The organism is Tessaracoccus oleiagri, from assembly GCF_900103275.1.
Classification (GTDB): Bacteria; Actinomycetota; Actinomycetes; order Propionibacteriales; family Propionibacteriaceae; genus Arachnia; species Arachnia oleiagri.
The window spans coordinates 137,634-161,186 of sequence record NZ_FNGP01000006.1; the positions used below are offsets into that span (position 1 = coordinate 137,634).

The following is a 23,553-nucleotide window of genomic DNA, read 5'->3' on the forward strand; positions in this document are numbered from 1 at the left end:
GCGTCAGTAGGGCGGGTCGAAGAGTTCCGCCGTGCGGGCGGAAGCCTCCGCCGGCCAGATGAGCTTGCGCAGCATCGCCGTGTCGCCGGTCCGCTCGCACCACTCGAACAGTGTGCGCCGGCAGCGTTCGAGCTGGTCGTCGAACCGGGACTCGAGCGCGAGGTTCCGCGTCTCGCCGGGATCGTCGTCCAGGTTGAAGAGCTGTTCGCGTTCCCGCCCCCACGCGTAGACCACGTACTTCCACGGGGGATCCACGACGGCACGGCCGTCGGTCCACCCGCTGCCGGTGCTGAAGCGGGTCTCCACGACGACCGGCTCGTCGCGCTCCCAGTCCGGAACCCCGGGCGGCCGCGGGATGCCCGCGAGCCGGCACAACGAGCCCAGCAGCCCGGTGGACATGTTCACCGCACGGCCCACCGATTCGGCCTCGATCGCCGGCCCAGCGATGATCAGCGGCACGCGGATGCACTCCTGGAAGAGGGCCGTCTTCTGGTTCCAGCCGTGGGCCGCGTCCCCGTCGCCGTGGTCCGAAGTGATCACCACCGTGACGCCCATCGCCTCCAGCTGGTGCCACAGTCGTGACCACTGGTCGTCGATCCGCTCGACGAGTTGGCCGTAGGCGTCGCGATAGCGCCGCCAGTCGTCCGTGGTGTAGCCGTTCGTGCCGTACATGTGGGCGGCGGTCGCCTTGTGGTTCGCGAGCGCCTCGGGGATCGGCAGTGAGTGGCTGACCGGCAGCGGCGGGCAGTCGCGCACGGGGCGGGGCGCGACGTCGCCGTAGGGCTGGTGCTGCCCGCGGGCGAACTCGCAGATGGAGTGCGGGTCGTCCCACGAGGCGACGAGCAGGAACGGGCGGTCGCTGGGCGCGTCGCCGAGCCAGGCACCGATCGCCTCCGCCAAGCCGTGGTCGCCGAAGGGGTGGATCACGTCGAAGCCCGACTCGGGGTCGCCGTCGGGGCCGGGCGTGTGGTACTTGCCGGCCCAGACGGTGGCATAGCCGTGCTCGCGGAACCAGTGTCCCAACGAGTGCGGCGAGCGGCCGACGTGGCGGTCGTGCTGATTGCCCATGACGCCCATCTCGTGGGGCATCAGGCCGGTCATCATGCTGGAGCGCGACGGCGTGCACAGCGGGAACGAGCAGTAGGCGTGCTCGTAGTTGACGCCGCGCTCGGCCATCATCCGGAGCCAGGGGGCGTCGATGTGGTCCTCACCCAGTGCGTGCGCCCCGAGCTGGTCGGCCATCAGCACGACGATGGAGCGGTTCACCCCCGGTTGGCTTGGTCCCACACCCAATCCATGCCCTCCCACTCGTCGCCCGCCGCAGCCAGCTCGGTGACGAGCCGCGAGGCCAGCGGAGCGATGACCCGAGGATCCTCGATCCTGTGCAGCTCGTAGGGGTCCTCCTGGAGGTCGATGGCGTACTGCCACATCCGCCCGTCGGGCTCCCGCCCGACGACGTACTTCCAGCCGTGCGTGCGCACGCCCCGCATGTCGGCCCCGTCGCGTCCCGGGCTCCAGCAGTAGTAGAGCGCCGACTCGTCCCGGTCGACCTCCGCCAGGCCCAGGAGGACGCTGCTGAGATCCCGCCCCTGCATGCCGCTGGGGACGTCGACGCCCAGCAGCCCCAGCAGGGTGGGCGCGATGTCGACGCTGGACAGCATGGCGGAGGTGCGGCGGCCCCCGACGCCCGGGACCCGGATGACGCACGGCAGGCGCATGGACTCCTCGAACGGCACGTTCTTGTAGACCAGCCCGTGGCTGCCGAGCTGCATCCCGTGGTCGGAGGTGAACACGACGATGGTGTCCTCCGCTAGGCCCTGGCGGTCGAGCGTTTCCAGCAGTCGGCCGAACTGCGCGTCAATCGCTTCGACGGCGGCGAAGTAGTCCGGGGCGATCGCGGCGGCCTCGTCGGCGGCCGGGGTGCCCCACGCCACGTTCGGCCTGACCAGCAGCTCCTCGGGGCTGAGCGCGGCGTAGGCGCGGTTCGCGTCCGGCGGGAGCTCGTCGAAGGGCTGGTGCGGCGGGTTCCAGCTCACGGCCAGGGCGAACGGATTTGCCCGGGGCCGGGAGAGGAAGTTGATGGCGACGTCGGTCTCATGCTCGGCGGACCACCGGTGCACCCGATCCGGCCGCTCCCGCGGCGCCTCGGTGGGCCAGTAGTGGGGGTGCAGGTGCGAGTCGCAGCAGCCGTGCGAATACCATTCCTTGAACCCGAACCGCCGATGGGGAGGGGACCAGGCGTCCCACACCTTGCCGTCCTCGCGCCGGCCCTCGCCGTGGATCTCGTCGTCGGGGAGCAGCGGCTCCTGGAGATGCCACTTCCCGATCCATGCCGTGTCGTAGCCGGAATCGGCCAGCGCCCGGGCCCACGAGGGGACGTCGTCGCGCAGCCGCACCCCGTGCTCCACGTTCGCCGTGTTGAGGTTCATGAACACGCCGTTGCGGGACGGATGCACGCCGGTGAGCAGCATCGCGCGGTGCGGGCTGCAGACGGGATAGCTGCTCACCGCCTGACTGAGCACGATCGATTCCTCGGCGAAGCGGTCGAGGACCGGCGTGGCGACGGGGTCGTCCTCAAGCGCCATCGCCCGGAACTGGTCCGAGAGGACGAAGAGCAGGTTCCGGTTCATTTGCCGATCCCCACCGTCAGTCCCTCGCTCAACCGGCCACCGATCCAGACGTAGATCGCCAGCATCGGGAGCACGACCAGCGAGATGCCCGCGAACGTGCCGCCGTAGTCGGCACCGGTGTAGATCTGCTGGCTGACGAACTCGATCAGCGCGACGGGCAGCGTGTACTTCGTCGGCGTCTGCATGAGCGTCAGCGCCAGGAGGGTCTCGTTCCAGTGTGCGATCACCTGGAGGATGAAGGCCGTCAGGATGCCGCCCTTCGCGAGTGGAAGTGCGATGAGGATCAGGGTCTTGATCGAGCCGGCACCGTCGAGGGCCGCAGCCTCCTCCACCTCGATCGGCAGAGTTCGGAAGAACGCCGTGAGGAGGAAGACGGTGAAGGGCATCGAGATGGCGATGTACACCAGGTTGAGGCCGATCAGGCTGTCGATCAGGTTCAGCTCGTTCAGGATGACGAACAGCGGGATCAGGATCACCTGGACGGGTACGCCCAGCCCGAGGATGAAGTACATGGTGATACCTCGGGTGAGCGGTGTCTCGACCCGTCCCAGGTAGTACGCCGCCGGGACGGCCACCAGGATCGTCAGGACCGAGGAGACGAGCGTGACCCAGACGCTGTTCCACGTCGCCATGGCGAAATTGCCCTGGGTCCATGCGGTGACCCAGTTGGAGACATCGAACTCCGAGGGCAGGCCGAAGGGTTGGTCGAGGATCTCGGCGGTCGGCCTGAAGGACTGGATGACCACCCAGACCAGCAGCGCGACTCCCAGCACCACGGCGATCCAGATGATGCCGATCCAGATGGAACGGAGGACGGACGGCTTGTCCCGCATCGCGGGATGGATGGATGTAGCAGCAGCCATTTCGACTCCTAGAACTCGATGGCTTCGCGCCTGAAGACCCGGCGCAGGAAGACCACCAGGACCGAGACGAGCAGCAGCGAGATGACAGCAGACGCCGTGGCGGCGCCGAAGGCGGGAGTGGACTGTCCGGAAAACGCGGTGACATACGTATAGACCGCACTCGTCCAGGACTCCACCGGGGGAATACCGGCCCCGCTGCTTCCGCCGAAGACCCAGATGATCTCGAAGATCTTGATGGACGACAGCGTCCACAGGATGGCGCAGGTACCGAATACGTCCCAGGTGAGGGGGATGACCACGTGCCAGAGTCGCTGGAACGGCGTGGCGCCTGCGAGGGCGCAGTCCTCGTACAGGTACGGAGGGATCCGGTCGACGCCCGCCATGATGATCGTGGTGTAGTACCCGGTGGTCGTGAAGATCACCGTGGCCATGATCAGCGGGAAGATGTTCTCCTTCGCCAGCCACAGGGGCGGGTTGTCGACGCCGAACCACCCGAGAGCAGTGTTGACGAGCCCCGTGGGGTTGAAGAGGAATCCGGCCAGGACGCCGAAGACCAGAGCGTTGATGAGGTGCGGGAAGAAGATGATCGACCGCACGGCGGATCGTCCCCACATGGTCCGCAGCACCATGGTGAGCGCGAAGGCGAGCACGAAGATGGCGGTCCCGGCCACGAAGAGCAGGAGCAGCGTGTTCACGAAGGCGGCCTGGAACTGGGAGTCGTTGATCACGCGCTCATAGTTCCGGAGCCCGACGAACTCCATCGGGCCCGAGCCGGCCCACTTGTGGAGGCTCACCCACACCGCGCCGATGGCGGGCAGGACGAACAGGAGGGTGTAGAAGAGGAACGCTGGTCCCACGAAGGGGACCAGGAACTTGCGGCGTTGGTTCTCGATCACGCTGCCGGGGGCGGAGGAACGAGTCCTCCGCCTCCGGAGCGGCGGCATGAGCTTGACAGTCACTGCTAGGACTGGTCCTGCCAGTACTGGGCCTGCGCCTCGGCCATGCGGTTGATGAACTCGTCCGCGCCGATGTTGCCGAGCACGAGCTCGTTGTGGATGGGCCAGAAGACCTTCTCGATGTAGCCGGGGTGGCTCACCGCGTCGTTCTGCTGGTAGACCGCGTCGGCCTTCTCGATCTCCGACATCACCCCGGCGAGCTCCGGGGAGACCTCGATGTCATCGCGGACGGGCAGCACTTTGGCCTCGGAGGCGAATTTCTCCTGGTACTCCTTCTGGAGCGTGAACGCGGCCAGGTCGGCAGCCCAGTCGACGGCGTCGGATTTCGAGGGAATGGCGAAGCCGATGAAGTCGGTGCGCGTGTAGACCTTGTCCTGCTGCTCGGTGGGCATCGGGAAGGACGCGAACTCGAATCCTTCGGCGGCATAGGTGCCGGTCTCCGTGGGAATCCACGAGCCGTTCAGGAGCAGCGCGGCCTTGTTCGTCGCCCATTCCTGCTGCTGTGCAGGGAACTTGGAGGCGTTGTAGCCGTCGATGAAGACGTCCTGTTGCACCAGAGCCTCGACGCGCTCGGCCATGGCCCTCACCTCGTCGGACTTCCACGACTCGCCCGACTCGTCGGCCACGAGTTCCGCGAACGAGCCCGGGCCGTGCTCGCGCACGTAGCCGCTGACGAACCACATGGCGTTGTAGCCGCCGATGTCGCCGTCGAGCGCGAGCGGCACCTCGCCGGCGGCTTTCAGGTCGTCGAGCAGGGCGGTGAATTCGTCCCAGGTCTTCGGCGGTGACTCCTTCAGTTCCGGGTGCTGCGCGCCGTTGAACCAGATCGCTTCGCTCGAGATCGTGTAGGGGAGCATCCACGGCTCGCCGTCGATCTGCAAACCGGAACCCTCGATGTACTTCTTCGGGATCAGGTCGGCGACGCTGGTGTCGTCCTCAAGCGTCTTCTCGAACGCGGGCTGCATCGAGGCGTACTGACCGGTCTCGGCCAGGACGGGCGCGAGGCGAGCAAAGGACGAGTCGACCAAGTCCGGGACGTTGTTCGTGTTGAGCGCGGGGGTGAGCTTCTGCGTGATGGTCCGCCCCTGCCACTGGGCCTCGACGGTGATGCCCGTCTCCTCCTCCCAGGCGGCGATCGCTTCGGCGAGCACCTTCTGCTGGTTCTCACCCTCCTTCCAGTGCGACCAGTAGGAGATGCTCTCGGGCTTCGCCGAGTCTCCTCCCTGGCCCCCGGGGTCCGTGGCGTTGCCCGTATCTCCACCACAGGCAGAGAGTGCGACGAGCGCGGCGACCATCAGGGTGGGAGCAAGCTTGCGAGCGACAGTGCTCATGGCTTCTTTGTCCTTTCGGATTGGCAATCGGTGCGATTACATCGGCACTTCATCAGCCTTCCAAGTACCTAATCAAGAAGTAATCATCCCTTTTCGCTGAGAAGTTCTCCATCCGACCGGGCGGTCCCGTGGTCGGCCCGGGACAAGTCGCGCATGGGGACGTCGAAGGGCGTGGTCGCGAGCATCCAGTTGGCGAAAGCCTTATCGCCACGTTCGGTGAGCAGCCCGTGGAGCCGTTTGGCGAGGCGCTCCCGCACGTCCCTGTACAGCGGGACCTCGTAGACGTTGACGAGCTCGTACGGATCAGCCCTGCGGTCGTAGAGCTCGTTGATGGACTCGGGGCTGACCACCAGCTTGTAATCCCGCGTGACGAGCGTGCGCTGCTGCAGCGGGAAGTGATGGCCGTGGAACTCGCACACGATGTCCTCTCGCCAGGCCTCGGCGTGCGGCTGCTGATCGGCCAGGTCCAGGAGCGAGCGGCCGTCGAGGACCGGGGTGGTGTCGAGCCCGGCGAGGTCGAGGATGGTCGCGGGGATGTCGAGGAGAGACACGAACGCATCGGACTGGCCCTCGTGCCCGACGCCGGGGATGTGCGCCAGGAGGGGGACCCGCAGGATGTCGTCGTAGGCGGCCGGTCCCTTGTCGTTCAAGCGGTGCGCACCGGTGAACTCGCCGTGGTCGGCCGTGAAGAACACGGCGGTCTCCTCGGCGATACCGAGGGTCTCGAGCTCCTGCAGCAGGATCCCGACCTCGTGATCGATCATGGCCACGTAGCCCCGATAGACGGCGACGAGCTTCCTCCACTCGTCCCGGTCGAAGGAGTCGGTGGACCAGTACGTCGCATAGTTGCGTTGGACCTGGGGTTTGCCCTCGAACGACTCGGCGAAGGAGGGCGGGAGCTCGACGTCCTCCGGGTCGATCAAGTCGAACCATTCGTCCGGGATGATGTAGGGCAGGTGCGGGCCGAAGTAGTGGACGTGCAGGCAGAAAGGCCTTCCCTCGGTGTCGAGAGCCTCGGCGTACTCCCGCAGCCTTCTGAGGCCCAACTCGGTGAGGAACCGTTCGAAGGTCCCCTCCAGCGGCTGCTGCAATCGCGCGGCGAGCAGGTGCCCCGGGCGGCCGCCGGGGAGCGTGCCGCGGACCTCGTCGACGTAGATCGCCGGGGGCAGGCCCTTCTCCTCGAGCCAGGCGGCGTACCCAGGATGCCCCAGCGGGTTGGTCGCACCGGGGAACGAGTCGTCGTCCATGCCGAAGACATCCGGCGGGTTCTGCTTCCCCACGTGGTACTTGCCCACGAGACCGACGTTGTAGCCAGCCTCCCGGAGCGCCTTGGTGTAGGTCCAGCTGCTCGGGTCGAGTTCGGTGTTGTAGCCGATGTTCCACTCGTGGTTGGCGAGCACCTTGTGGCGGAAGGGTGCGGCTCCGGTGAGGAGGCTCGTCCGGGCGGGTGTGCAGATCGGCGTCGGGGTGACGGCCTGCGTGAAGGCGAAGCCCTCCTGGGCGAGGCGGTCGATGTTCGGCGTGTGCACTCCGCGTGCCCCCTCCCCCATGAGTGCCGCGATCGTGTCGATGCGGTGCTGGTCCGTCATGATGACCAATACATTGCGCGGGCGGGTGGACTTGCTCATGTTGCTCCTAATCGTCGCGACGGCCTCTTCGCCGCGGTCGGCAATGATCCACGAATACGGACCCTCGGGGCGCGATGTCAAGACCTACTCGAGCTAGGCACCGAGCCTGCGGGCGGCGAACGGCGTGCTGGTACGCCGTTTCCGCGCCGGGTGACTTCCGGCGTCCTGCGTTCGCTGAAGACCCGGTGGCCACGTCCCGACCGTGCACGACGGCGCGGATGCCCTCCCGAAAGCACTTCTCAGGTCGAAGACCGTTACTACTTGAATACTCTCTTCCGCTGCGGATTCAATGCAATCAACTTAAGCTTGCGATCAGGAGTGGAATCGATGTTGTGCCGCTGCAGCCCGTCCCGTGAGGAGCCTCCGGGGCCCACGGCGGGGCCGGTCGACCCAACGCATCGCGAACCGCTGCTGCGGGAGACGAGATGAAGACCCAACCGGCGGTGAAGGACCTCAAGTACGAGACCCTGGCCACCACGCTGCGCCGCGACATCAGGGCGGGAGTCTGGGCCGTGGGAGCGAAAATCCCGACGGAGAAGCAGCTCATGGAGTCCACCGGCATGTCGCTGACGACGGTGCGCCGCGCACTGCAGCTCCTCACCGAGGAGGGGTGGCTCAGGCGGCAACGGGGGGCCGGCAGCTTCGTCGCCCCTTGGATCCAGAAGCGCGAGCGCTCGACGTACCTCATCGGGGTGATGGTCCCCGAGACCCGCCAGTACTACGACCGTGTCATCCACGGCATCCAGGACCAGCTTGCCTCCACGCGCGCCGGTTCCACGCTCCTCGCCACGTACGAGTGGGATCCCGACCGCGAGATGGAAGCACTCCAGACGCTGCTGGAGGCCGGCGTTGACGGCCTGATCCTCACGCCCACTCTGCCGGACGGAGGGCGGAGCGCCTCGCTGATCTCCGAGATCGGACGCCTACCGGTACCCGTCGTCCTCGCGGAGAGGCAGTTCAGCGCACCCGGGCTGGGCCAGGTGCTGGAGCACGTGGTGAGCGATCACGCCGGAGGGGCCTTCGACGCGATCCGCCACCTGCACGGGCTGGGGCACAGCCGCATCGGGCTGGCCTACCGCAAGGGGACCAACACCACCGCGGGCGTCCTGGAGGGGTATCGAGCAGCTTGCGAGACCATGGGCATCGACCCCTGGGAGTGGGAACTCTCCGAACCACCCGTGGGCCATAGCGTCTCCACCGACGAGATCCTCCCGCTCGCCACGTCGTTGGTGGAGGCGAGGCTCTCTGCCGTGCTGGTCTTCGGCGACCGCGAGGCGATCACCCTGCAGAACGAGCTCCGGCGCCGCGGTTCGCGGATCCCCGAGGACCTCGCGATGGTGTCCTACGACGACGAAACCGCGGACATTGCCGCTGTGCCGCTCACGGCCGTCGCGCCCCCCAAGTACCAGCTCGGGAAGCTCACCGCGGACGTCCTGGTCCGCCGCCTGCGCGAGGGCAACTCGTCGGCGCTCGAGCAGATCCGGCTTCGCCCCGTCCTCGTCGTCCGTGAGTCGTGCGGCGCCGCCCAGGCCGGCGCTAGTGCGGCGAAGACCTGATCGCCACCCGTACCCAAGCTGATCGAACACTTCCAAGGAGTTTCCACGTGCCGAAGCAAGCCACCGAGACCATCGACCCACTCAGCCGGCAACGGGCAGCCGGCGACGCGCTGGCGACGCTGCGCCGGCTCGTCGAGACCTTCGGCACGCGGTATCCCGACGACTGCACCGTCGACGACCGGTATCCGTTGCGCGAGGCGCAGTTCGGCGAGCCGGAGGGCGGCAACACCGAGTGGACCACGAGTTTCTACCCCGGCATGTTGTGGCTGGCCGGTGAGATGACCGGTGACGCATGGTGGCACGACGAGGCGCAGCGGCACGTCGCGAGCTTCGCCGACCGGATGGCGCGCCGCGTCCACATCGACCACCACGACCTCGGCTTCCTCTACAGCCTCGCCTGCGTGCCCGCCTGGCGGCACCGCGCCGACGCGGTCGCGCGTGCGGCGGCCATCGCGGCGGCCGACCACCTGATGACCCGCCTCCTGCCTGCGGCGGGGATCATCCAGTCCTGGGGCGACCTCAGCGACGAGTCCCAGCAGGGCCGGGCGATCATCGACAGCCTGATGAACATGCCGCTGCTGCACTGGGCGAGCGAGGCCACCGGCGACGCCCGGTACCGCGAGGCTGCCACGCGCCATGCCCGCGCCATGCGAGACCACATCATGCGCGAGGACGGCTCGACCTTCCACACGTTCTACTGGGACGTGCGCACCGGGGAGCCCCTGCGCGGCGCCACCGCGCAGGGCTACAGCGACAACTCCTGCTGGGCGCGCGGCCAGGCCTGGGCCGTCTACGGCTTCGTCCTCAACCACCTCCACACCGGCGAGCCCGGGCTCCTCGAAGCCGCCGTGCGCGCCGCCGACTACTTCCTCGACCACCTGCCGGCCGACCTGGTCCCCTATTGGGACCTCATCTTCACCGACGGCAGCGGCCAGGAGCGCGACAGCTCCGCCGGCGCCATCGCGGTCTGCGGTCTCCTCGAGATCGCTGCCGCGACCGGCGAGGAGCGCTACCGCGAGGCGGCCCACAGCATCCTCGACTCGCTCGCCACCTCGTACTCGACCCGCGGCGAGGCGCCCGCGACCTGCCTGCTACGGCATGGTGTCTACTTCAAGGCCGGCGGCCGGGGCGTCGACGAGGGCAACCTGTGGGGCGACTACTACTACCTCGAGGCGCTGCTGCGCCGCCAGGACCCCGCGTGGACCAGCTACTGGCATCCAGGCCAGGCACCGATGGAAGGAAGGGCATGATTCTCGACTCGTTCCGGCTCGACGGACGGGTGGCGCTGGTGACCGGCGCCACCCGCGGTCTCGGAGAGGCGATGGCGGAAGCGCTCGCGGAGGCGGGCGCTGACGTCGCGTTGGTGGGGTCCTCGAGCCCGCCCGACACGACCGCCGAGGCGGTGCGGGGGCTGGGACGCCGGGCGCTGACGCTGGTGTGCGACCTCGCCTCCGCCGGGCCCGAGGAACTGGAGGCGCTCGTCCGGCGGACCACCGACGAGTTCGGTCGCCTCGACATCCTCGTCAACAACGCCGGCATCATCCGGCGCACCCCCGCGCTGGAGCTCGGCGAGGCGGACTGGGACGACGTCGTGCAGGTCAACCAGAAGTCCGCGTTCTTCCTGGCCCAGGCAGCGGGGCGTGTCATGGCGGAGGCGGGTGGCGGGCGCATCATCAACACCGCGTCCCTGCTGAGCCACCAGGGCGGCATCAACGTCGCCTCCTACACCGCCAGCAAGCACGCCGTCGCCGGCCTGACCAGGGCGCTCGCGAACGAGTGGGCACCGCTCGGGATCAACGTGAACGCGATCGTCCCCGGCTACTTCGCCACCGACAACACCGCCGCGCTGCGCGCCGACCCCGAGCGGTCGAGGTCCATCCTCGAGCGCATCCCCGCCGGACGGTGGGGCGAAGCCGACGACCTGAAGGGCGCCGCGCTCTTCCTCGCCTCCCCCGCGTCCGCCTACGTGACCGGAACGCTGCTCGCCGTCGACGGCGGGTGGCTGGCCCGATGACCGCAACCGACCACCGAGAAGGAGCAACAATGCAGAACCGATACGCGTGCGCCCCCGAGCACGTCGCCACCATGAGGACCTCCGAACTGCGGGAGCGGTTCCTCGTCGAGGACCTCTTCGTGTCGGGCGAGGCCCGATTCACCTACAGCCACTACGACCGCGTCATCATGGCCGGCATCGTCCCGGGTGACGCGCCCCTCACCCTCCCCACCCCCGAGGAGCTCCACACCGAGCACCTCCTTGACCGCCGGGAGGCCGGCATTGTCAACATCGGTCAGGAGGCGGAGGTGACTGTCGACTCGGTCACGTACACCGTCCCGCGCGAGGGCCTGCTGTACGTCGGGCGCGGCGCCCGCGAGATCGTGTTCTCGGCGCCCGGCCGGTTCTACCTGTACAGCGCCCCGGCCCACACCGCCTACCCGACGAAGCTCGTCGGCCCCGACGAGGGCAACGTCCTGGACCTCGGCGAGCAGGAGACGTCGAACAAGCGCAAGCTGCGCCAGCTGCTCTACAACGGCGACGTCAAGACGTGCCAGATCATGATGGGCGTCACGCGACTGGAGGCCGGCAGCATGTGGAACACCATGCCCGCCCACACGCACGACCGACGGATGGAGTCCTACCTCTACTTCGACGTCGCCGACGACGCCCGGGTCATCCACCTCATGGGCGAGCCGAGCGAGACGCGACACCTCGTCGTCGCGAACGAGCAGGGCGTCATCTCCCCCAGCTGGTCGATCCACTCCGGGGTCGGCACGCGCGCCTACGCGTTCATCTGGGCCATGGCCGGCGAGAACCAGGCGTTCGACGACATGGACGCAGCCCCGGTGACCGGTCTGCGCTGACGGTTCGCCAGCGATTGCACTGTGTACCTGCGAAGCACGGCTGGTACACCGTGCGAACGCTGGCGGCTCGGCGAAAGGGCACAGAGAGAGGGCGCCGGGTGGTGTACCCGGCGCCCTCGCTACTCAAAAGGTGGAGATCAGAGCGGCTTGACCGACTCTGCGTTGGGGCCCTTGGGGCCATCGACGATCTCGAACTCGACTCGCTGACCTTCGTCGAGCGTGCGGAACCCGCGCGTCTGGATGGCGGACTGGTGGACGAAGACGTCCTTGCCTCCGCCGTCGACCTCGATGAAGCCGAAACCCTTTTCGGCGTTGAACCACTTGACTGTGCCGTTTGGCATGTTCTTTCCTCACGATTGGGCCCAACTTGGCTGACCCAATTCTCGTCACCACCACTTGGGCGCCCCCAATCCGTGAGGGCAGCGGCAGCGCGAACCACCATTGTCCACCGAAAAGGGTCCAAGCACCGAATCGGCGCCAAAAAGTTGCAGTGTCCGAGTGGCGGTACCTCCGCGCCCGCGTGGGTCGGGTGTTCTAAGTTCTGTGCATCACGTCCGACAGAGGGAGTCAGTCACATGGCAGCTGCGTCCAGCACCCAGCGCGCGAACCGGGGAGCGTTCTCCGGCCGCACGGCGTTCATCCTGGCCGCGATCGGTTCTGCCGTCGGTCTCGGCAACATCTGGCGGTTCCCGTACATCGCTTACTCCAACGGCGGCGGCGCGTTCATCCTGCCCTACGTCGTGGCGCTCCTGACGGCGGGCATCCCGCTGCTCTTCCTCGACTACGCGATCGGCCACCGCTACCGCGCGTCGGCACCGCTCTCCTTCCGGCGGCTGCACCGCCTCACGGAGCCGATCGGCTGGTGGCAGGTGATGATCTGCGTGATCATCGGCATCTACTACGCCGTCATCCTCGCGTGGGCCGCGCAGTACTTCATCTTCTCCTTCACCAAGGCGTGGGGTGACGACCCCGGCGCCTTCTTCATCGGCGAGTTCACGCAGTCGATCGAGGCCGCGCAGGCCACCGTCGGCCTCGACTTCGTCCCCGCCGTGCTGATCCCGCTGATCATTGTCTGGGTGGCGACCGTGGGCGTGCTGGCGCTCGGCGTGCAGCGGGGCATCGCGCGCACGTCGCTGATCTTCATGCCGCTCCTGGTCGTGATGTTCGTCGCCCTGGTGGCCATTGGCCTCACCCTCCCGGGCGCGGCGCAGGGCCTCGACGCCCTGTTCACCCCCGACTGGAGCGCGCTGACGAACTCGTCGGTGTGGGTGGCCGCCTACGGCCAGATCTTCTTCTCGCTGTCGGTCGCGTTCGGCATCATGCTGACCTACTCCTCGTACCTGAAGAAGGACGCGGACCTCACCGGCTCGGGCCTGGTCGTCGGCTTCGCGAACTCCTCGTTCGAGATCCTCGCCGGCATCGGCGTCTTCGCCGCGCTGGGCTTCATGGCGCAGGCCGCTGGCGTCCCCGTCGACGAGGTGGCCGGCTCCGGCATCGGTCTCGCCTTCATCGCGTTCCCCACGATCATCAACCAGGCCCCGCTCGGCACCGTGATCGGCGTGCTGTTCTTCGGCTCGCTGGTGTTCGCGGCGTTCACGTCGATGATCTCGATCATCGAGGTGATCATCTCCGCGGTGCAGGACAAGCTGGGCCTCGGCCGCATCACGTCGGTGCTCGTCGTGGGCATCCCGATGGCGCTCGCGTCACTGCTGCTGTTCCCGACGACCACGGGCCTGAACCTGCTCGACGTCATGGACGCCTTCGTCAACAACTTCGGCATCGTGGCCGCCGCCCTCGTCGCCGCCGTGACGCTGACCGCGGGGTTCGCCGCCCTGCCCACACTGCGCAACCACCTCAACCGGTCGAGCTCCTTCAAGGTGGGCCGGGTGTGGCAGCTGCTCGTCGGCGGCATCGCGCCGGTCATCCTGGGCTACATCCTGATCGGCCAGTTCCAGGAGGTGCTGCTGAACGGCTACGGCGGCATGCCGCAGGGCTTCGTCAACGCCTTCGGCTGGGGCATGGCCGGCGGCCTTGTCGTGATCGCCCTGATCATGACCCTCATCCCGTGGTCGGCCCGTTCGAATGCGGCGAAGGTCGACTCCGACGGCGACCTCATCCCGTCGCCCATCCTCGACCGGCTCGTCGACGCGGGCCGCATCGAGGCCGCGAAGCAGGACCCGGTCGTCGACGACGCCACCCTGCCGCTCGAGCCCCCGCGGCCCGCCGCCCGCCACGCCGCCCACACCACCACCGAGGAGTTCTGATGAGCACCGAAGCAATCATCATGATGGTGGCCGCCATCGTCATCGTCTGGGGTGGCCTGGCCTACTCCGTGGCCTTCCTGCTGCGCAACCCCGAGGGGTCCGTGGTGCTGCTGGACGACCACGGCCGCCCAATCGAGCCCTTCTCTACCTGAGCTCCCCCGCCGCCGCGACCAGCTGGCCGGACTTCAGTAGGCCCACGCCCACCTCGATCGCGGGCGCGAGGAATCGGTCCGGGCCCGGGCCCTCGACGTGCTCGCGCAGCACCGCGATGACCCGCTTCGTGGGTTCCGACGGCTCCAGCGGCGCGCGCAGGTCGATGGCCCGGGCCGCGGCCAGCAGTTCGATCGCGAGCACCCGTCGGAGGTTGTCCACCGACGTGCGCAGCTTCCGCGCGGCGTGCCAGCCGAGCGACACGTGGTCCTCCTGCATCGCCGAGCTCGGGATCGAGTCCGCCGAGGCCGGGACGGCCAGCCGCTTCATCTCCGCGACGAGGCCCGCCTGCGTGTACTGCGCGATCATCACCCCGGAGTCGACACCCGGGTCGTCGGCCAGGAACGGCGGCAACCCGTGAGAGCGGGCCTTGTCGAGCATCCGGTCGGTGCGGCGCTCGGCGATGCTCGCGAGGTCGGCGGCCACGACGGCGAGGAAGTCCAGCACGTAGGCGACGGGTGCGCCGTGGAAGTTGCCGTTGGAGGTGATGGTCCCGTCGCGCAGCACGACGGGGTTGTCGATCGACGCGGCCAGTTCCCGCTCGGCGACGGCGCGGGCGTGGTCGATCGTGTCTCGGACGCCGCCCGCGACCTGAGGCGCGCAACGCAGCGAGTACGCGTCCTGGACCCGCGAGCCCTCCGCCGCCACGTCGGCCAGGATCCCGGAGCCCTGCAGCAGCGCGTGGATGTTGGCCGCCGAGGCCGCCTGCCCGGGGTGCGGCCGCAGCGGCAGGTGCAGCTCGGGGGCGAACGCGGTGTCGTGGCCGCGCAGCGCCTGCACCGACATGGCGGTGGTGAGGTCGGCCACCTTGACCAGCTCGTCCAGGTCGGCGATCGCCATCAGCAGCATGCCGAGCATCCCGTCGGTGCCGTTGATGAGCGCCAGTCCCTCCTTCTCGCGGAGCTCGATCGGCTCGATCCCGGCCTCCGCGAGCAGCTCCGGCACGGGGCGCTCGTCGCCGGCACGGTCCCGGGCCCGGCCCTCGCCCAGCAGCACCAGGGCGCAGTGCGAGAGGGGTGCGAGGTCGCCGGAGCATCCCAGCGAACCGTACTCGTGCACGATCGGCGTGATGCCGGCGTTCAGCAGTGCGACCATCGTCTCCAGGACGACGGGGCGCACCCCGGTGTAGCCGCTCGCCAGTGTCCGGGCCCGCAGGAACATGAGCGCGCGCACCACCTCCCGCTCCACCTCGGGACCGGTGCCGGCCGCGTGCGAGCGGATCAGTGACCGCTGCAGCTGGGCGCGACGCTCGGCCGGGATGGCGGTGTCGGCGAGCGCGCCGAAGCCGGTGGAGAGCCCGTAGACCGGCTTGTCGCCGTGCGCGAGGGCGTCGACGTGCGCGCGGACCCGCTCCACCTCGGCCAGCGCCTCGGGCGCGATCTCGACCCGCGCGTCGTGGCGGGCGACGGCGAGCACGTCGGCGGCGGTGGTCCCGGAGAGGGAGAGGGTGACGGTCATGCGGTTCCTTCCGTGAGTGGTTCCCCCGCCCGCCACACCCGGTGCGTGAGCGGCATGCCGGGGCGGTAGGCGAGGTGGATGGCGGCGGGGGCGTCGAGGACGTGCAGGTCGGCGCGGGCACCCACGCGGAGGGAGCCGACGTCGGTGCGGCGCAGGGCCATGGCCCCGCCGAGGGTGGCGGCCCGGATCGCCTCCTCGAGCGTGAGGTGCTGCTGCAGGACTGCGGTGCCGACGCAGAAGTTCATCGACGAGGTGTAGCTGGTGCCGGGGTTGCAGTTGGAGGCGATGGCGACCACGGCGCCCGCGTCGAGCAGCCGCCTGGCCGGGGCGAATGGCGCCCGGGTGGAGAGGTCGCAGGCGGGCAGGATCGTCGCGACCGTCGCCGAGGCGGCCAGCGCCTCGACGTCGTCGTCGGAGAGGTGGTTGACGTGGTCGACGCTCGCCGCGCCGAGGTCCACCGCCAGCGCGACGCCGCCCGAGTGGCCGAGTTGGTTGCCGTGGACGCGGAGGCCGAGGCCCGCGCGTCGGCCCGCCTCGAGGACGCGCCGCGACTGCTCCACGGTGAACGCCCCCTCCTCGCAGAACACGTCCAGCCAGGTGACGTGCGGCCGGACCGCGTCGAGCATCTCGCCGGTGACGAGGTCGACGTACGCGTCGGCGTCCCAGCCGGCGGGCACCAGGTGGGCGCCCAGGAACGTGACCTCGTCGACGAGTTCCGCCGCGATCCGCGCGTGGCGGGCCTCCTCGTCCACCGACAGCCCGTAGCCGGTCTTGGTCTCGATCGTGGTGGTGCCGCCGCGCTGCGCCTCCCGGACGCGGCCGGCGACGAGTCGCCGGAGTCGGTCGTCGGTGGCGGCGCGGGTGGCGTCGGTGGTGACGGCGATGCCGCCGGCCTCGTAGGGCCGCCCTGCCATGCGGGCCTCGAACTCGCGCGAGCGGTCGCCGTCGAACACGAGGTGGGTGTGGGAGTCGACCCAGCCGGGGAGGACGGCGCGCCCGCCGAGGTCGACGCGCTCGTCGGCGTCCGGCGCCTCGGCACGGGGGCCGTACCACGCGACGCGCCCGCCGTCGGCGACGAGGGCCGCCTCGCGTAGGACGCTGACGCCGGCCTCCACGTCGAACACCCAGAGTTCGCCGATGTTGGTGAAGAGCGTGCTCATGGTCAGTCCCGGATCCGCGGGTCCATGGGGATCCGCACGCCGCGCTCCCCCGCCACCTCCACCGCGCGCCGGTAACCGGCGTCGGCGTGGCGCATGACGCCGAGGGCCGGGTCGTTGGTGAGCAGCGCCTCGAGCTTCGCCGCCGCCAGTTCGGTGCCGTCGGCGAGCCCCACCTGGCCGGCGTGGATCGAGCGGCCCATGCCGACGCCGCCGCCGTGGTGGATGGAGACCCAGGTGGCGCCGGAGCTGGCGGCGGTGAGCGCGTTGAGCAGGGGCCAGTCGGCCACCGCGTCGGAGCCGTCGAGCATGCCCTCGGTCTCCCGGTACGGGGAGGCGACGGAGCCGGAGTCGAGGTGGTCGCGGCCGATCACGATGGGGGCCTTGACGCGCCCGTCGGCGACGAGCTGGTTGAACAGGAGCCCGGCGCGGTGGCGTTCGCCGTAGCCGAGCCAGCAGATGCGGGCGGGCAGCCCCTCGAACTCGACGAACTCCTCCGCGGCGTCGAGCCAGCGGTGGAGGTGTTCGTTGTCGGGGAACAGTTCCTTGAGCGCCCGGTCGGTGACGCGGATGTCCTCGGGGTCGCCGGAGAGCGCCACCCAGCGGAAGGGGCCGAGGCCCTCGCAGAACAGCGGGCGGATGTAGGCGGGCACGAACCCGGGGAACTCGAAGGCGCGGTCGTAACCGCCCTTGCGGGCCTCGTCGCGGATGGAGTTGCCGTAGTCGAAGACCTCGGCGCCCTCGTCCTGGAACTCCACCATCGCTCGGACGTGCGCCGCCATCGACTCCCGCGCCCGCGCGGTGAAGCCCTCGGGGTCTCGGGCCGCCTCGGCGTGCCAGTCCTCGACGCTGGTCCCGACGGGGAGGTAGCTCAGCGGGTCGTGGGCGGAGGTCTGGTCGGTGACGACGTCGACGCGCACCTCGCCGGCGCGGTGGCGTCGGAGCATCTCGGGGAACACCTCGGCGGCGTTGCCGACGACGCCGATGGAGACGGCCTCGCCGGCGTCCCGGGCGGCGTTCGCGCGGGCCACGGCCGCGTCGAGGCTGTCGGCGATCTCGCCGAGGTAGCGCTTGGCGAGGCGCCGCTCGAGGCGGGTCCGGTCCACGTCGACGATGATGACGACGCCGCCGTTGAGGGTGACGGCCAGCGGCTGCGCGCCGCCCATGCCGCCGCACCCGGCGGTGAGCGTGATGGTGCCCGCCAGAGTGCCAGCGGCGGTCTTGCGGCCGACCGCGGCGAACGTCTCGTAGGTGCCCTGCAGGATCCCCTGGGTGGCGATGTAGATCCAGGAGCCGGCCGTCATCTGGCCGTACATCATGAGGCCCTCGGCCTCCAGCTTGCGGAAGTGCTCCCAGTTGGCCCAGTCGCCGACGAGGTTGGAGTTGGCGATGAGCACCCGCGGGGCCCACTTGTTGGTACGGACGACGCCGACCGGCTTGCCCGACTGGACGAGGAGGGTCTCGTCGTCGCCGAGTTCCTTCAAGGTGGCGACGATGGCGTCGAACGCCTCCCAGCTGCGACAGGCACGCCCGGTGCCGCCGTAGACGACGAGGTCCTCCGGGCGCTCCGCGACCTCCGGGTCGAGGTTGTTCATCAACATGCGCAGGGGCGCCTCGGTGGCCCAGGACCGGGCGTTGAGCTCGGTTCCCCGGGGGGCGCGGACGGTTCGTGTCATCGTCGTCTCCTCTCGGCCACAGCCCACCACAGCGCCCGCCCGCGGGCCAGCGGAAGCGGCTCGGCAGGCGGCGACGGGCGCAAATACTGTCCGGTATCCCGGACACGCTCAGGCGAGCGCGGCACCCAGTCGCTCGGCAGCCCGGCGGAGCGCATCGAGCCCGTCGACCAGCTCGACGTCTGACGGGTAGGTCACGGCGATGGCGGCGACGGGCCAGCCGGCCCGGTCGTGTGCGGCAAGGGCTATCGACCGCAGGCCGGGGGTCACCTCTCCGTCCTCGACGGCATGCCCGCGCGCGCGGGTCTCCTTCGCCTCGGCCATCACCCGGGCGACCGAGTAGCCGAGTGAGGAGTCCCAGCCGGGCCGCACCTCGAGCTCGCGGACGCCCGCGTACAGCGCCCGGAGTTGGGCGGCCGGGAGTGCGGCGAGCATCGCCCGTCCGCTCGCGGTGAGGTGGGCCGGGAGCCGGACGCCCACGTCGGTGACGAGGGAGGGGCGACCCGCCGCCCGGGACTCGACGACGTAGAGGACGTCCCGGCCGTGCAGGACGGCGACGTGCACGGACTCCCCCAGTTCCGCCACCAGTGACTCCGCGACCCTGCGGCCGAGGATCGCGAGCGGCGCCTGGCGGGCGTAGCCGGACGAGAGCTCGTAGGCGGCGGCCCCCAACCCGTACGCGCGGTCCTGCTCGTAGTGGATGGCGAAGCCGCGCTCGACGAGGACGGACAGCAGGTCGTAGGTGGTGGAGCGGGGCAGCCCGGCCGCGGCCGCGATCCGTGCCGCGGGCGCCGGGCGCGCCTGCCGGGCCAGGAAGCTGAGGACGGCGAGGGTCGCGTCGGCGGCCGGCACCTTGCTCTTGTCCCTCATGCGAGCCGAATCTACGCTGTCGGAGCCGAATGGAAGGATTGCCCCATGACCTGGACCGGACGGATCGACGGCGACGGACCCGAGCACGCGCGCTGGCACCAGTTGGTGCGCGCCGACGAGCCCGCGGGCAGGCACATCGCCCTGCTCGGGTTCGCCTCGGACGAGGGGGTGCGCCGCAACGAGGGGCGCGTCGGCGCCGCGGAGGGCCCGGCGGCGCTGCGCCGGGCGCTGTCGTCGATGGCCCTGCACGGCGATCTGGGCGACGGGACCGTCGCCGTCCACGACCTGGGCGACGTCGTCGTCGAAGGGGAGGACCTCGAGGGCGGGCAGGTAGCGCTCGGCGAACGCATCGCTCAAGCACTCGACCGCGACGGCAACGCGCTCACCGTCGTCCTCGGCGGCGGTCACGAGACGGCGTGGGGTTCCTACCTCGGCCTCGCTGCCTCGACGGATCCCGTCCGACGGTGTGGGGTGCTCAACCTCGACGCCCACTTCGACCTGCGCGACGCCGACCGCCCGAGCTCCGGCACCCCCTTCCTGCAGATGGCGCGCGCTCGCGAGGCGGCGGGACTGCCGTTCTGCTACGGCGTCGTGGGCATCTCCGAGCACTCGAACACCCGGGCCCTCTTCGAGCGCGCCGACTCGCTGGGCGTCGACTACCTGCTCGACGTGGACTGCTCCGCCGAGCGGGTGGCCGACTTCGTCGCCAACTTCGCGGCCGGGCTGGACCTGCTCTACCTGACGGTGGACCTCGACGTCCTCCCCGCTTCGGTGGCGCCCGGCGTCTCGGCGCCCGCGGCGCTGGGACTGGACCCGTGCCTGGTCGTCGCCGCCGTGCGGGCCGCGGCCGGGACGGGGAAACTCCGGCTGATGGACGTCGTCGAGCTCAACCCGCGCCTCGACGTCGACGACCGCACCGCCCGCATCGGCGCCCGCCTGGTGGCCGACGCGGTCGCGGCGGCCGCGCGCCGGTCGCCAGTAGGCTGATCGCCATGTATCGGCACCTCTTCTGGGACATGGGCGGCACCCTGGTGGACACCTACCCCGCGCTGGATGCCGAGTTCGTGCGCGTCATCCGCGGCCACGGCCACGACGTCGACGCGGCGACCGTCTCGCGCTGGACGCGGCAATCCACTGGGGAGGCGATCGACGCGCTGTCCGCGCGGTTCGGTATCCCGACCGACGAGTTCGCGCGGGCCAACCGTGCGCTGAAGGAGCGGTGGCGGACCCAGCCGGCCCCCGTGATGCCGGGCGCGCGCGAGCTGATGGCCGACGTACGCGCCGCCGGCGGGCTCAACCTCGTCGTCACCCACCGGGAACGCGGCAGCGCCGAGAGCCTCGTCGAGGGCCTCGGCCTCGAGATCGACGACCTCGTCTCCACCTCCGACGGGTACCCCCGCAAGCCGGACCCGACGATGTACACCGTCCTCCTCGGCCGCCACGGTCTCGCCCCCGCCGACTGCCTCGGCATCGGTGACCGCGCGATCGACGCCGAGGCGGCCTGCGCCGCGGGCATGGACGCCGCCATGCTCACGTCCCCGCACGCCGCGCCCACCGACGTCGCCACCCACATCGTCGCCACGCTCGACGAACTCCGCCCCCTTCTGCAGCTAGGAACCCCGTGAGCCTCGAACCCGATCCCGTCGACCGACTCCTGCTCGAGGAGGTGCCCGCCGCGCCCGGCACGGTCGCAGTGTTCGACGCCCCCGCCGTCGTGCCCGAACTGCTCGACCGCGGCGCCGAGGTGCGCGTCTTCTGCGACGACCTGCGCGACGCGCTCGAGGTGCCCGAGGAACTCCTCGCCGAGCACCCCGACGAGCTGGGTGGGGCATCGGTGGCCGTGGCCCGGCTGCCGAAGTCGCTGGGCGCGCTCGACGAGATGGCGGTCTCCTCGCTCGGCGCGGACGACCTGATGTTCCTCGGCGGCGGCCGCGACAAGCACATGAACAAGTCGATGAACAGCGTGCTGGCGAAGTACTTCACCGCCGTCAACGCGAGCCTCGGCCGCAGCAAGTCGCGCGTGCTGCGCGCCTGGGGCCCGGTGGAGGAGGCGGCCAACGAGTGGCCCAAGCTCAAGCGCTACGATGACCTCGGCTTCACCGTGGCGGCGCACGGCGCCACCTTCGGCGGCACGAAGATCGACCCGGGCACGAGGCTGCTGCTCGACACGCTGCAGGTCGAGGGCGACGATGTGCTCGACTTCGGCTGCGGCAACGGCACGATCTCGCTCTGGCTCGCGGCGCGCGGGAAGCGGGTGTCCGCGCTCGACGTGAGCTGGTCCGGCGTGGCCGCCACCCAGATCGGCGCCGCGGAGAGCGGCCTGGAGGTCGACACCTTCTGGGCCGACGGCACCACCGAGCTCCCCGAGCACAGCTTCGACGCGATCGTCACCAACCCGCCGTTCCACCGCGGCACGGCCAAGGACTCCGACGCGGCGCTCGAACTCTTCGACGATGCCCGTCGCCTCCTGCGGCCGGGCGGCCAGCTGTGGTGCGTGTACAACTCCCACCTCCCGTGGCGCCGTGAGCTGAACATGCGCCTCGGGCGTACCAGGGTGGCGGCGCAGAACCCCCACTACACCGTGGCCGTCGCGACGGCGCCGTGATCGGGAACGCCTCGGAACTGCACAGAAACCTCACAGAAAGCTCATAGATTCGGTTGGAACACTGGGGTCAACGAGCTTGAAGGAGAACCGATGAGCGACACCCCAAACCCCTGGAACGACGACCACCGCCGCGCCGACACCGGCCCGCAGGGCCAGCCCTCGGCGAACGCGCCGCGGTACCAGGAGCGGCCGCAGTTCCAGCAGGGTCCGCAGTACCCGCAGGGGCAGCAGGCCGGAGCGTCGTACCCTCGCCCGGAGTTCCAGACGAGGCCGACCTCCCAGCCGTGGCAGGGCCAGCCCTCCATGGGCGGCGGCTACCGCCCGCCCATGCAGCAGTCCTACGGGCCCCAGCCGCAACCCAGCCGGTCCCCGCAGAAGAAGGGCAGCGGCAAGCTCGCCGCCGGCTTCGTCGGTGTCGCGCTGCTGGCCGCCGGCGTCGGGGCGGGCTCCGGCATCGTCGCGGACCGGTACTGGAACACGTCCGAGCCTGCGGTCACGAGCACGCAGGAGGAGCAGGGCACCGGCACCACCACGGTCGTCCAGGCCGACCCGAACGCGCCTGACTGGGCCACGGTCGCCGACGTGGCCAGCAAGTCGGTCGTGGCGATCCAGGTGGCTACCGCGCAGGGCGGCGGCCAGGGCTCGGGCGTCGTCATCGACACCGACGGCAACATCATCACGAACAACCACGTGGTCAACGGGGCACGGCAGATCCTCGTCACCCTCGGCGACGAGTCGTTCCAGGCCGAGCTGGTCGGCACCGACCCGGCGACGGACCTCGCGGTCATCCGCCTCACCGACCCGCCCGAGGACCTCACCCCGATCGCGATCGGCGACTCCAACGCCCTCGTGGTCGGCGACCCGGTGATGGCGATCGGCAACCCGCTGGGCCTGTCCGGCACCGTCACCACGGGCATCGTCTCCGCGCTCGACCGGCCCGTCACCACCCAGGCCGTCGGCGCGTCCAACCGCGACACGGTCGTCACCGCCGCCATCCAGACCAACGCGGCCATCAACCCGGGCAACTCCGGCGGCGCGCTGGTCAACAGCTCGGGCGAGCTCGTGGGCATCACGACGTCGATCGCGTCGCTGCCGGGCTCCTCGTCGGGCGGCCAGGCCGGCAACATCGGCATCGGCTTCGCCATCGGCTCCGACCAGGCCCAGCACGTCGCCGAGCAGCTCCTCGAGGACGGCACCGCGCAGCACCCGCAGGTGGGCGTCACCGCCCGCGACGTGCAGGAGGTGGGCACCATGGGCGCCGAGGTCGTCACCGTCGTCCCAGGTTCCCCCGCCGCCGAGGGCGGCCTCCAGCCCGGTGACGTGATCACGGCCATCAACGACCGCACGGTGTCCTCGACGAGCCAGCTCGTCGGCCTGGTCCGGGCCCAGAAGGTGGGTGAGCCGATCACCGTGACCTACGTGCGGGGCGGTGAGGAATCCACGGTGGAGGTCACACCCGTTGCGGCAAGCGAGTAGGTCGCTAGGCTGAGGCA

Annotated in this window: 21 protein-coding genes; 10 read left to right on the forward strand and 11 right to left on the reverse strand. The window is 70.0% G+C overall.

Annotated elements, in window-relative coordinates; genetic code table 11:
- Nucleotides 1-3 precede the first annotated feature (3 nt).
- The 6 genes from BLR46_RS14280 to BLR46_RS14305 form a co-directional block, all read right to left on the reverse strand.
- Complete coding sequence (locus tag BLR46_RS14280) at nt 4-1,266, reverse strand: sulfatase family protein (protein ID WP_093253642.1); 1,263 nt, start codon at nt 1,264-1,266, stop codon at nt 4-6.
- Entirely contained in the window at nt 1,263-2,630 is a 1,368-nt protein-coding gene (locus BLR46_RS14285) for a sulfatase family protein (RefSeq protein WP_093253645.1), read from the reverse strand. The genes BLR46_RS14280 and BLR46_RS14285 overlap by 4 nt, the downstream gene beginning before the upstream one ends.
- On the reverse strand, nt 2,627-3,493 hold the full coding sequence (locus BLR46_RS14290; RefSeq protein WP_093253647.1) for a carbohydrate ABC transporter permease: 867 nt from the start codon (nt 3,491-3,493) through the stop codon (nt 2,627-2,629). Before BLR46_RS14290 ends, BLR46_RS14285 begins: the two co-directional genes overlap by 4 nt.
- An 8-nt stretch (nt 3,494-3,501) precedes the next feature.
- A complete protein-coding gene (locus tag BLR46_RS14295; protein WP_218118486.1) occupies nt 3,502-4,452 on the reverse strand; it encodes a carbohydrate ABC transporter permease in 951 nt (316 codons plus the stop codon).
- A 2-nt stretch (nt 4,453-4,454) separates the two neighbouring features.
- Nucleotides 4,455-5,780, reverse strand: a complete 1,326-nt coding sequence (locus tag BLR46_RS14300; RefSeq protein WP_093253650.1) for an ABC transporter substrate-binding protein — start codon at nt 5,778-5,780, stop codon at nt 4,455-4,457.
- A gap of 83 nt (nt 5,781-5,863) precedes the next feature.
- Nucleotides 5,864-7,408, reverse strand: coding sequence for a sulfatase family protein (locus BLR46_RS14305; RefSeq protein WP_093253653.1), 1,545 nt, complete (start codon nt 7,406-7,408; stop codon nt 5,864-5,866).
- 425 nt (nt 7,409-7,833) lie between these two features.
- Here BLR46_RS14305 and BLR46_RS14310 point away from each other — a divergent pair, with 425 nt between their 5' ends.
- From BLR46_RS14310 to kduI, 4 genes are read left to right on the forward strand one after another with little or no spacing between them, the layout of a single operon-like run.
- Nucleotides 7,834-8,964, forward strand: a complete 1,131-nt coding sequence (locus BLR46_RS14310; RefSeq protein ID WP_093253655.1) for a GntR family transcriptional regulator — start codon at nt 7,834-7,836, stop codon at nt 8,962-8,964.
- Nucleotides 8,965-9,011: 47 nt separating this feature from the next.
- Nucleotides 9,012-10,214 (forward strand): glycoside hydrolase family 88 protein, encoded by a 1,203-nt coding sequence (locus tag BLR46_RS14315; protein WP_093253657.1) that lies wholly within the window; start codon nt 9,012-9,014, stop codon nt 10,212-10,214.
- Nucleotides 10,211-10,978 (forward strand): 2-dehydro-3-deoxy-D-gluconate 5-dehydrogenase KduD, encoded by a 768-nt coding sequence (gene kduD, locus BLR46_RS14320; RefSeq protein WP_093253660.1) that lies wholly within the window; start codon nt 10,211-10,213, stop codon nt 10,976-10,978. The genes BLR46_RS14315 and kduD overlap by 4 nt, the downstream gene beginning before the upstream one ends.
- A gap of 29 nt (nt 10,979-11,007) precedes the next feature.
- Nucleotides 11,008-11,823, forward strand: coding sequence for a 5-dehydro-4-deoxy-D-glucuronate isomerase (kduI, locus tag BLR46_RS14325; protein WP_093253663.1), 816 nt, complete (start codon nt 11,008-11,010; stop codon nt 11,821-11,823).
- Nucleotides 11,824-11,960: 137 nt separating this feature from the next.
- On the opposite strand, the gene BLR46_RS14330 is transcribed toward kduI, so the two are convergent.
- Nucleotides 11,961-12,164 carry a cold-shock protein gene (locus tag BLR46_RS14330; RefSeq protein ID WP_093253665.1) on the reverse strand — a complete coding sequence of 68 codons (204 nt, stop codon included), beginning with the start codon at nt 12,162-12,164 and terminating at the stop codon, nt 11,961-11,963.
- 234 nt (nt 12,165-12,398) lie between these two features.
- Here BLR46_RS14330 and BLR46_RS14335 point away from each other — a divergent pair, with 234 nt between their 5' ends.
- Nucleotides 12,399-14,087 (forward strand): sodium-dependent transporter, encoded by a 1,689-nt coding sequence (locus BLR46_RS14335; protein WP_093253666.1) that lies wholly within the window; start codon nt 12,399-12,401, stop codon nt 14,085-14,087.
- Nucleotides 14,087-14,239, forward strand: a complete 153-nt coding sequence (locus BLR46_RS14340; protein WP_093253669.1) for a methionine/alanine import family NSS transporter small subunit — start codon at nt 14,087-14,089, stop codon at nt 14,237-14,239. Before BLR46_RS14335 ends, BLR46_RS14340 begins: the two co-directional genes overlap by 1 nt.
- On the opposite strand, the gene hutH is transcribed toward BLR46_RS14340, so the two are convergent.
- The 4 genes from hutH to BLR46_RS14360 form a co-directional block, all read right to left on the reverse strand.
- On the reverse strand, nt 14,232-15,755 hold the full coding sequence (gene hutH / locus BLR46_RS14345; RefSeq protein ID WP_093253671.1) for a histidine ammonia-lyase: 1,524 nt from the start codon (nt 15,753-15,755) through the stop codon (nt 14,232-14,234). The two genes, BLR46_RS14340 and hutH, sit on opposite strands and share 8 nt — an antisense overlap.
- On the reverse strand, nt 15,752-16,915 hold the full coding sequence (gene hutI / locus BLR46_RS14350; protein WP_093253674.1) for an imidazolonepropionase: 1,164 nt from the start codon (nt 16,913-16,915) through the stop codon (nt 15,752-15,754). Before hutI ends, hutH begins: the two co-directional genes overlap by 4 nt.
- A 2-nt stretch (nt 16,916-16,917) precedes the next feature.
- The gene (gene hutU / locus BLR46_RS14355) at nt 16,918-18,588 is read right to left on the reverse strand and encodes a urocanate hydratase (protein WP_093253676.1); all 1,671 of its coding nucleotides are present in this window, start codon (nt 18,586-18,588) and stop codon (nt 16,918-16,920) included.
- A 108-nt stretch (nt 18,589-18,696) separates the two neighbouring features.
- Nucleotides 18,697-19,455, reverse strand: coding sequence for an IclR family transcriptional regulator (locus tag BLR46_RS14360; protein WP_093253679.1), 759 nt, complete (start codon nt 19,453-19,455; stop codon nt 18,697-18,699).
- 45 nt (nt 19,456-19,500) lie between these two features.
- Between BLR46_RS14360 and hutG the strand changes: the two genes are divergently transcribed.
- The 4 genes from hutG (at nt 19,501) to BLR46_RS14380 (ending at nt 23,536) form a co-directional block, all read left to right on the forward strand.
- On the forward strand, nt 19,501-20,442 hold the full coding sequence (hutG, locus tag BLR46_RS14365) for a formimidoylglutamase (protein WP_093253681.1): 942 nt from the start codon (nt 19,501-19,503) through the stop codon (nt 20,440-20,442).
- Nucleotides 20,443-20,447: 5 nt separating this feature from the next.
- On the forward strand, nt 20,448-21,080 hold the full coding sequence (locus BLR46_RS14370; protein ID WP_093253684.1) for an HAD-IA family hydrolase: 633 nt from the start codon (nt 20,448-20,450) through the stop codon (nt 21,078-21,080).
- Nucleotides 21,077-22,060: a class I SAM-dependent methyltransferase gene (locus tag BLR46_RS14375; RefSeq protein ID WP_093253686.1), complete on the forward strand. Its 984-nt coding sequence runs from the start codon at nt 21,077-21,079 to the stop codon at nt 22,058-22,060. Before BLR46_RS14370 ends, BLR46_RS14375 begins: the two co-directional genes overlap by 4 nt.
- Before the next feature lie 90 nt (nt 22,061-22,150).
- Nucleotides 22,151-23,536 (forward strand): S1C family serine protease, encoded by a 1,386-nt coding sequence (locus BLR46_RS14380; protein ID WP_093253689.1) that lies wholly within the window; start codon nt 22,151-22,153, stop codon nt 23,534-23,536.
- Nucleotides 23,537-23,553: the final 17 nt, after the last annotated feature.

Coding starts and splice junctions, on each gene's coding strand:
- BLR46_RS14285 (WP_093253645.1), bottom strand. CDS start 2,630: ATGAACCGGAACCTGCTCTTCGTCCTCTCGGACCAGTTCCGGGCGATG.
- BLR46_RS14290 (WP_093253647.1), bottom strand. CDS start 3,493: ATGGCTGCTGCTACATCCATCCATCCCGCGATGCGGGACAAGCCGTCC.
- BLR46_RS14300 (WP_093253650.1), bottom strand. CDS start 5,780: ATGAGCACTGTCGCTCGCAAGCTTGCTCCCACCCTGATGGTCGCCGCG.
- BLR46_RS14305 (WP_093253653.1), bottom strand. CDS start 7,408: ATGAGCAAGTCCACCCGCCCGCGCAATGTATTGGTCATCATGACGGAC.
- BLR46_RS14310 (WP_093253655.1), top strand. CDS start 7,834: ATGAAGACCCAACCGGCGGTGAAGGACCTCAAGTACGAGACCCTGGCC.
- kduD (WP_093253660.1), top strand. CDS start 10,211: ATGATTCTCGACTCGTTCCGGCTCGACGGACGGGTGGCGCTGGTGACC.
- kduI (WP_093253663.1), top strand. CDS start 11,008: ATGCAGAACCGATACGCGTGCGCCCCCGAGCACGTCGCCACCATGAGG.
- BLR46_RS14330 (WP_093253665.1), bottom strand. CDS start 12,164: ATGCCAAACGGCACAGTCAAGTGGTTCAACGCCGAAAAGGGTTTCGGC.
- BLR46_RS14335 (WP_093253666.1), top strand. CDS start 12,399: ATGGCAGCTGCGTCCAGCACCCAGCGCGCGAACCGGGGAGCGTTCTCC.
- BLR46_RS14340 (WP_093253669.1), top strand. CDS start 14,087: ATGAGCACCGAAGCAATCATCATGATGGTGGCCGCCATCGTCATCGTC.
- hutH (WP_093253671.1), bottom strand. CDS start 15,755: ATGACCGTCACCCTCTCCCTCTCCGGGACCACCGCCGCCGACGTGCTC.
- hutI (WP_093253674.1), bottom strand. CDS start 16,915: ATGAGCACGCTCTTCACCAACATCGGCGAACTCTGGGTGTTCGACGTG.
- hutU (WP_093253676.1), bottom strand. CDS start 18,588: ATGACACGAACCGTCCGCGCCCCCCGGGGAACCGAGCTCAACGCCCGG.
- BLR46_RS14360 (WP_093253679.1), bottom strand. CDS start 19,455: ATGAGGGACAAGAGCAAGGTGCCGGCCGCCGACGCGACCCTCGCCGTC.
- hutG (WP_093253681.1), top strand. CDS start 19,501: ATGACCTGGACCGGACGGATCGACGGCGACGGACCCGAGCACGCGCGC.
- BLR46_RS14370 (WP_093253684.1), top strand. CDS start 20,448: ATGTATCGGCACCTCTTCTGGGACATGGGCGGCACCCTGGTGGACACC.
- BLR46_RS14380 (WP_093253689.1), top strand. CDS start 22,151: ATGAGCGACACCCCAAACCCCTGGAACGACGACCACCGCCGCGCCGAC.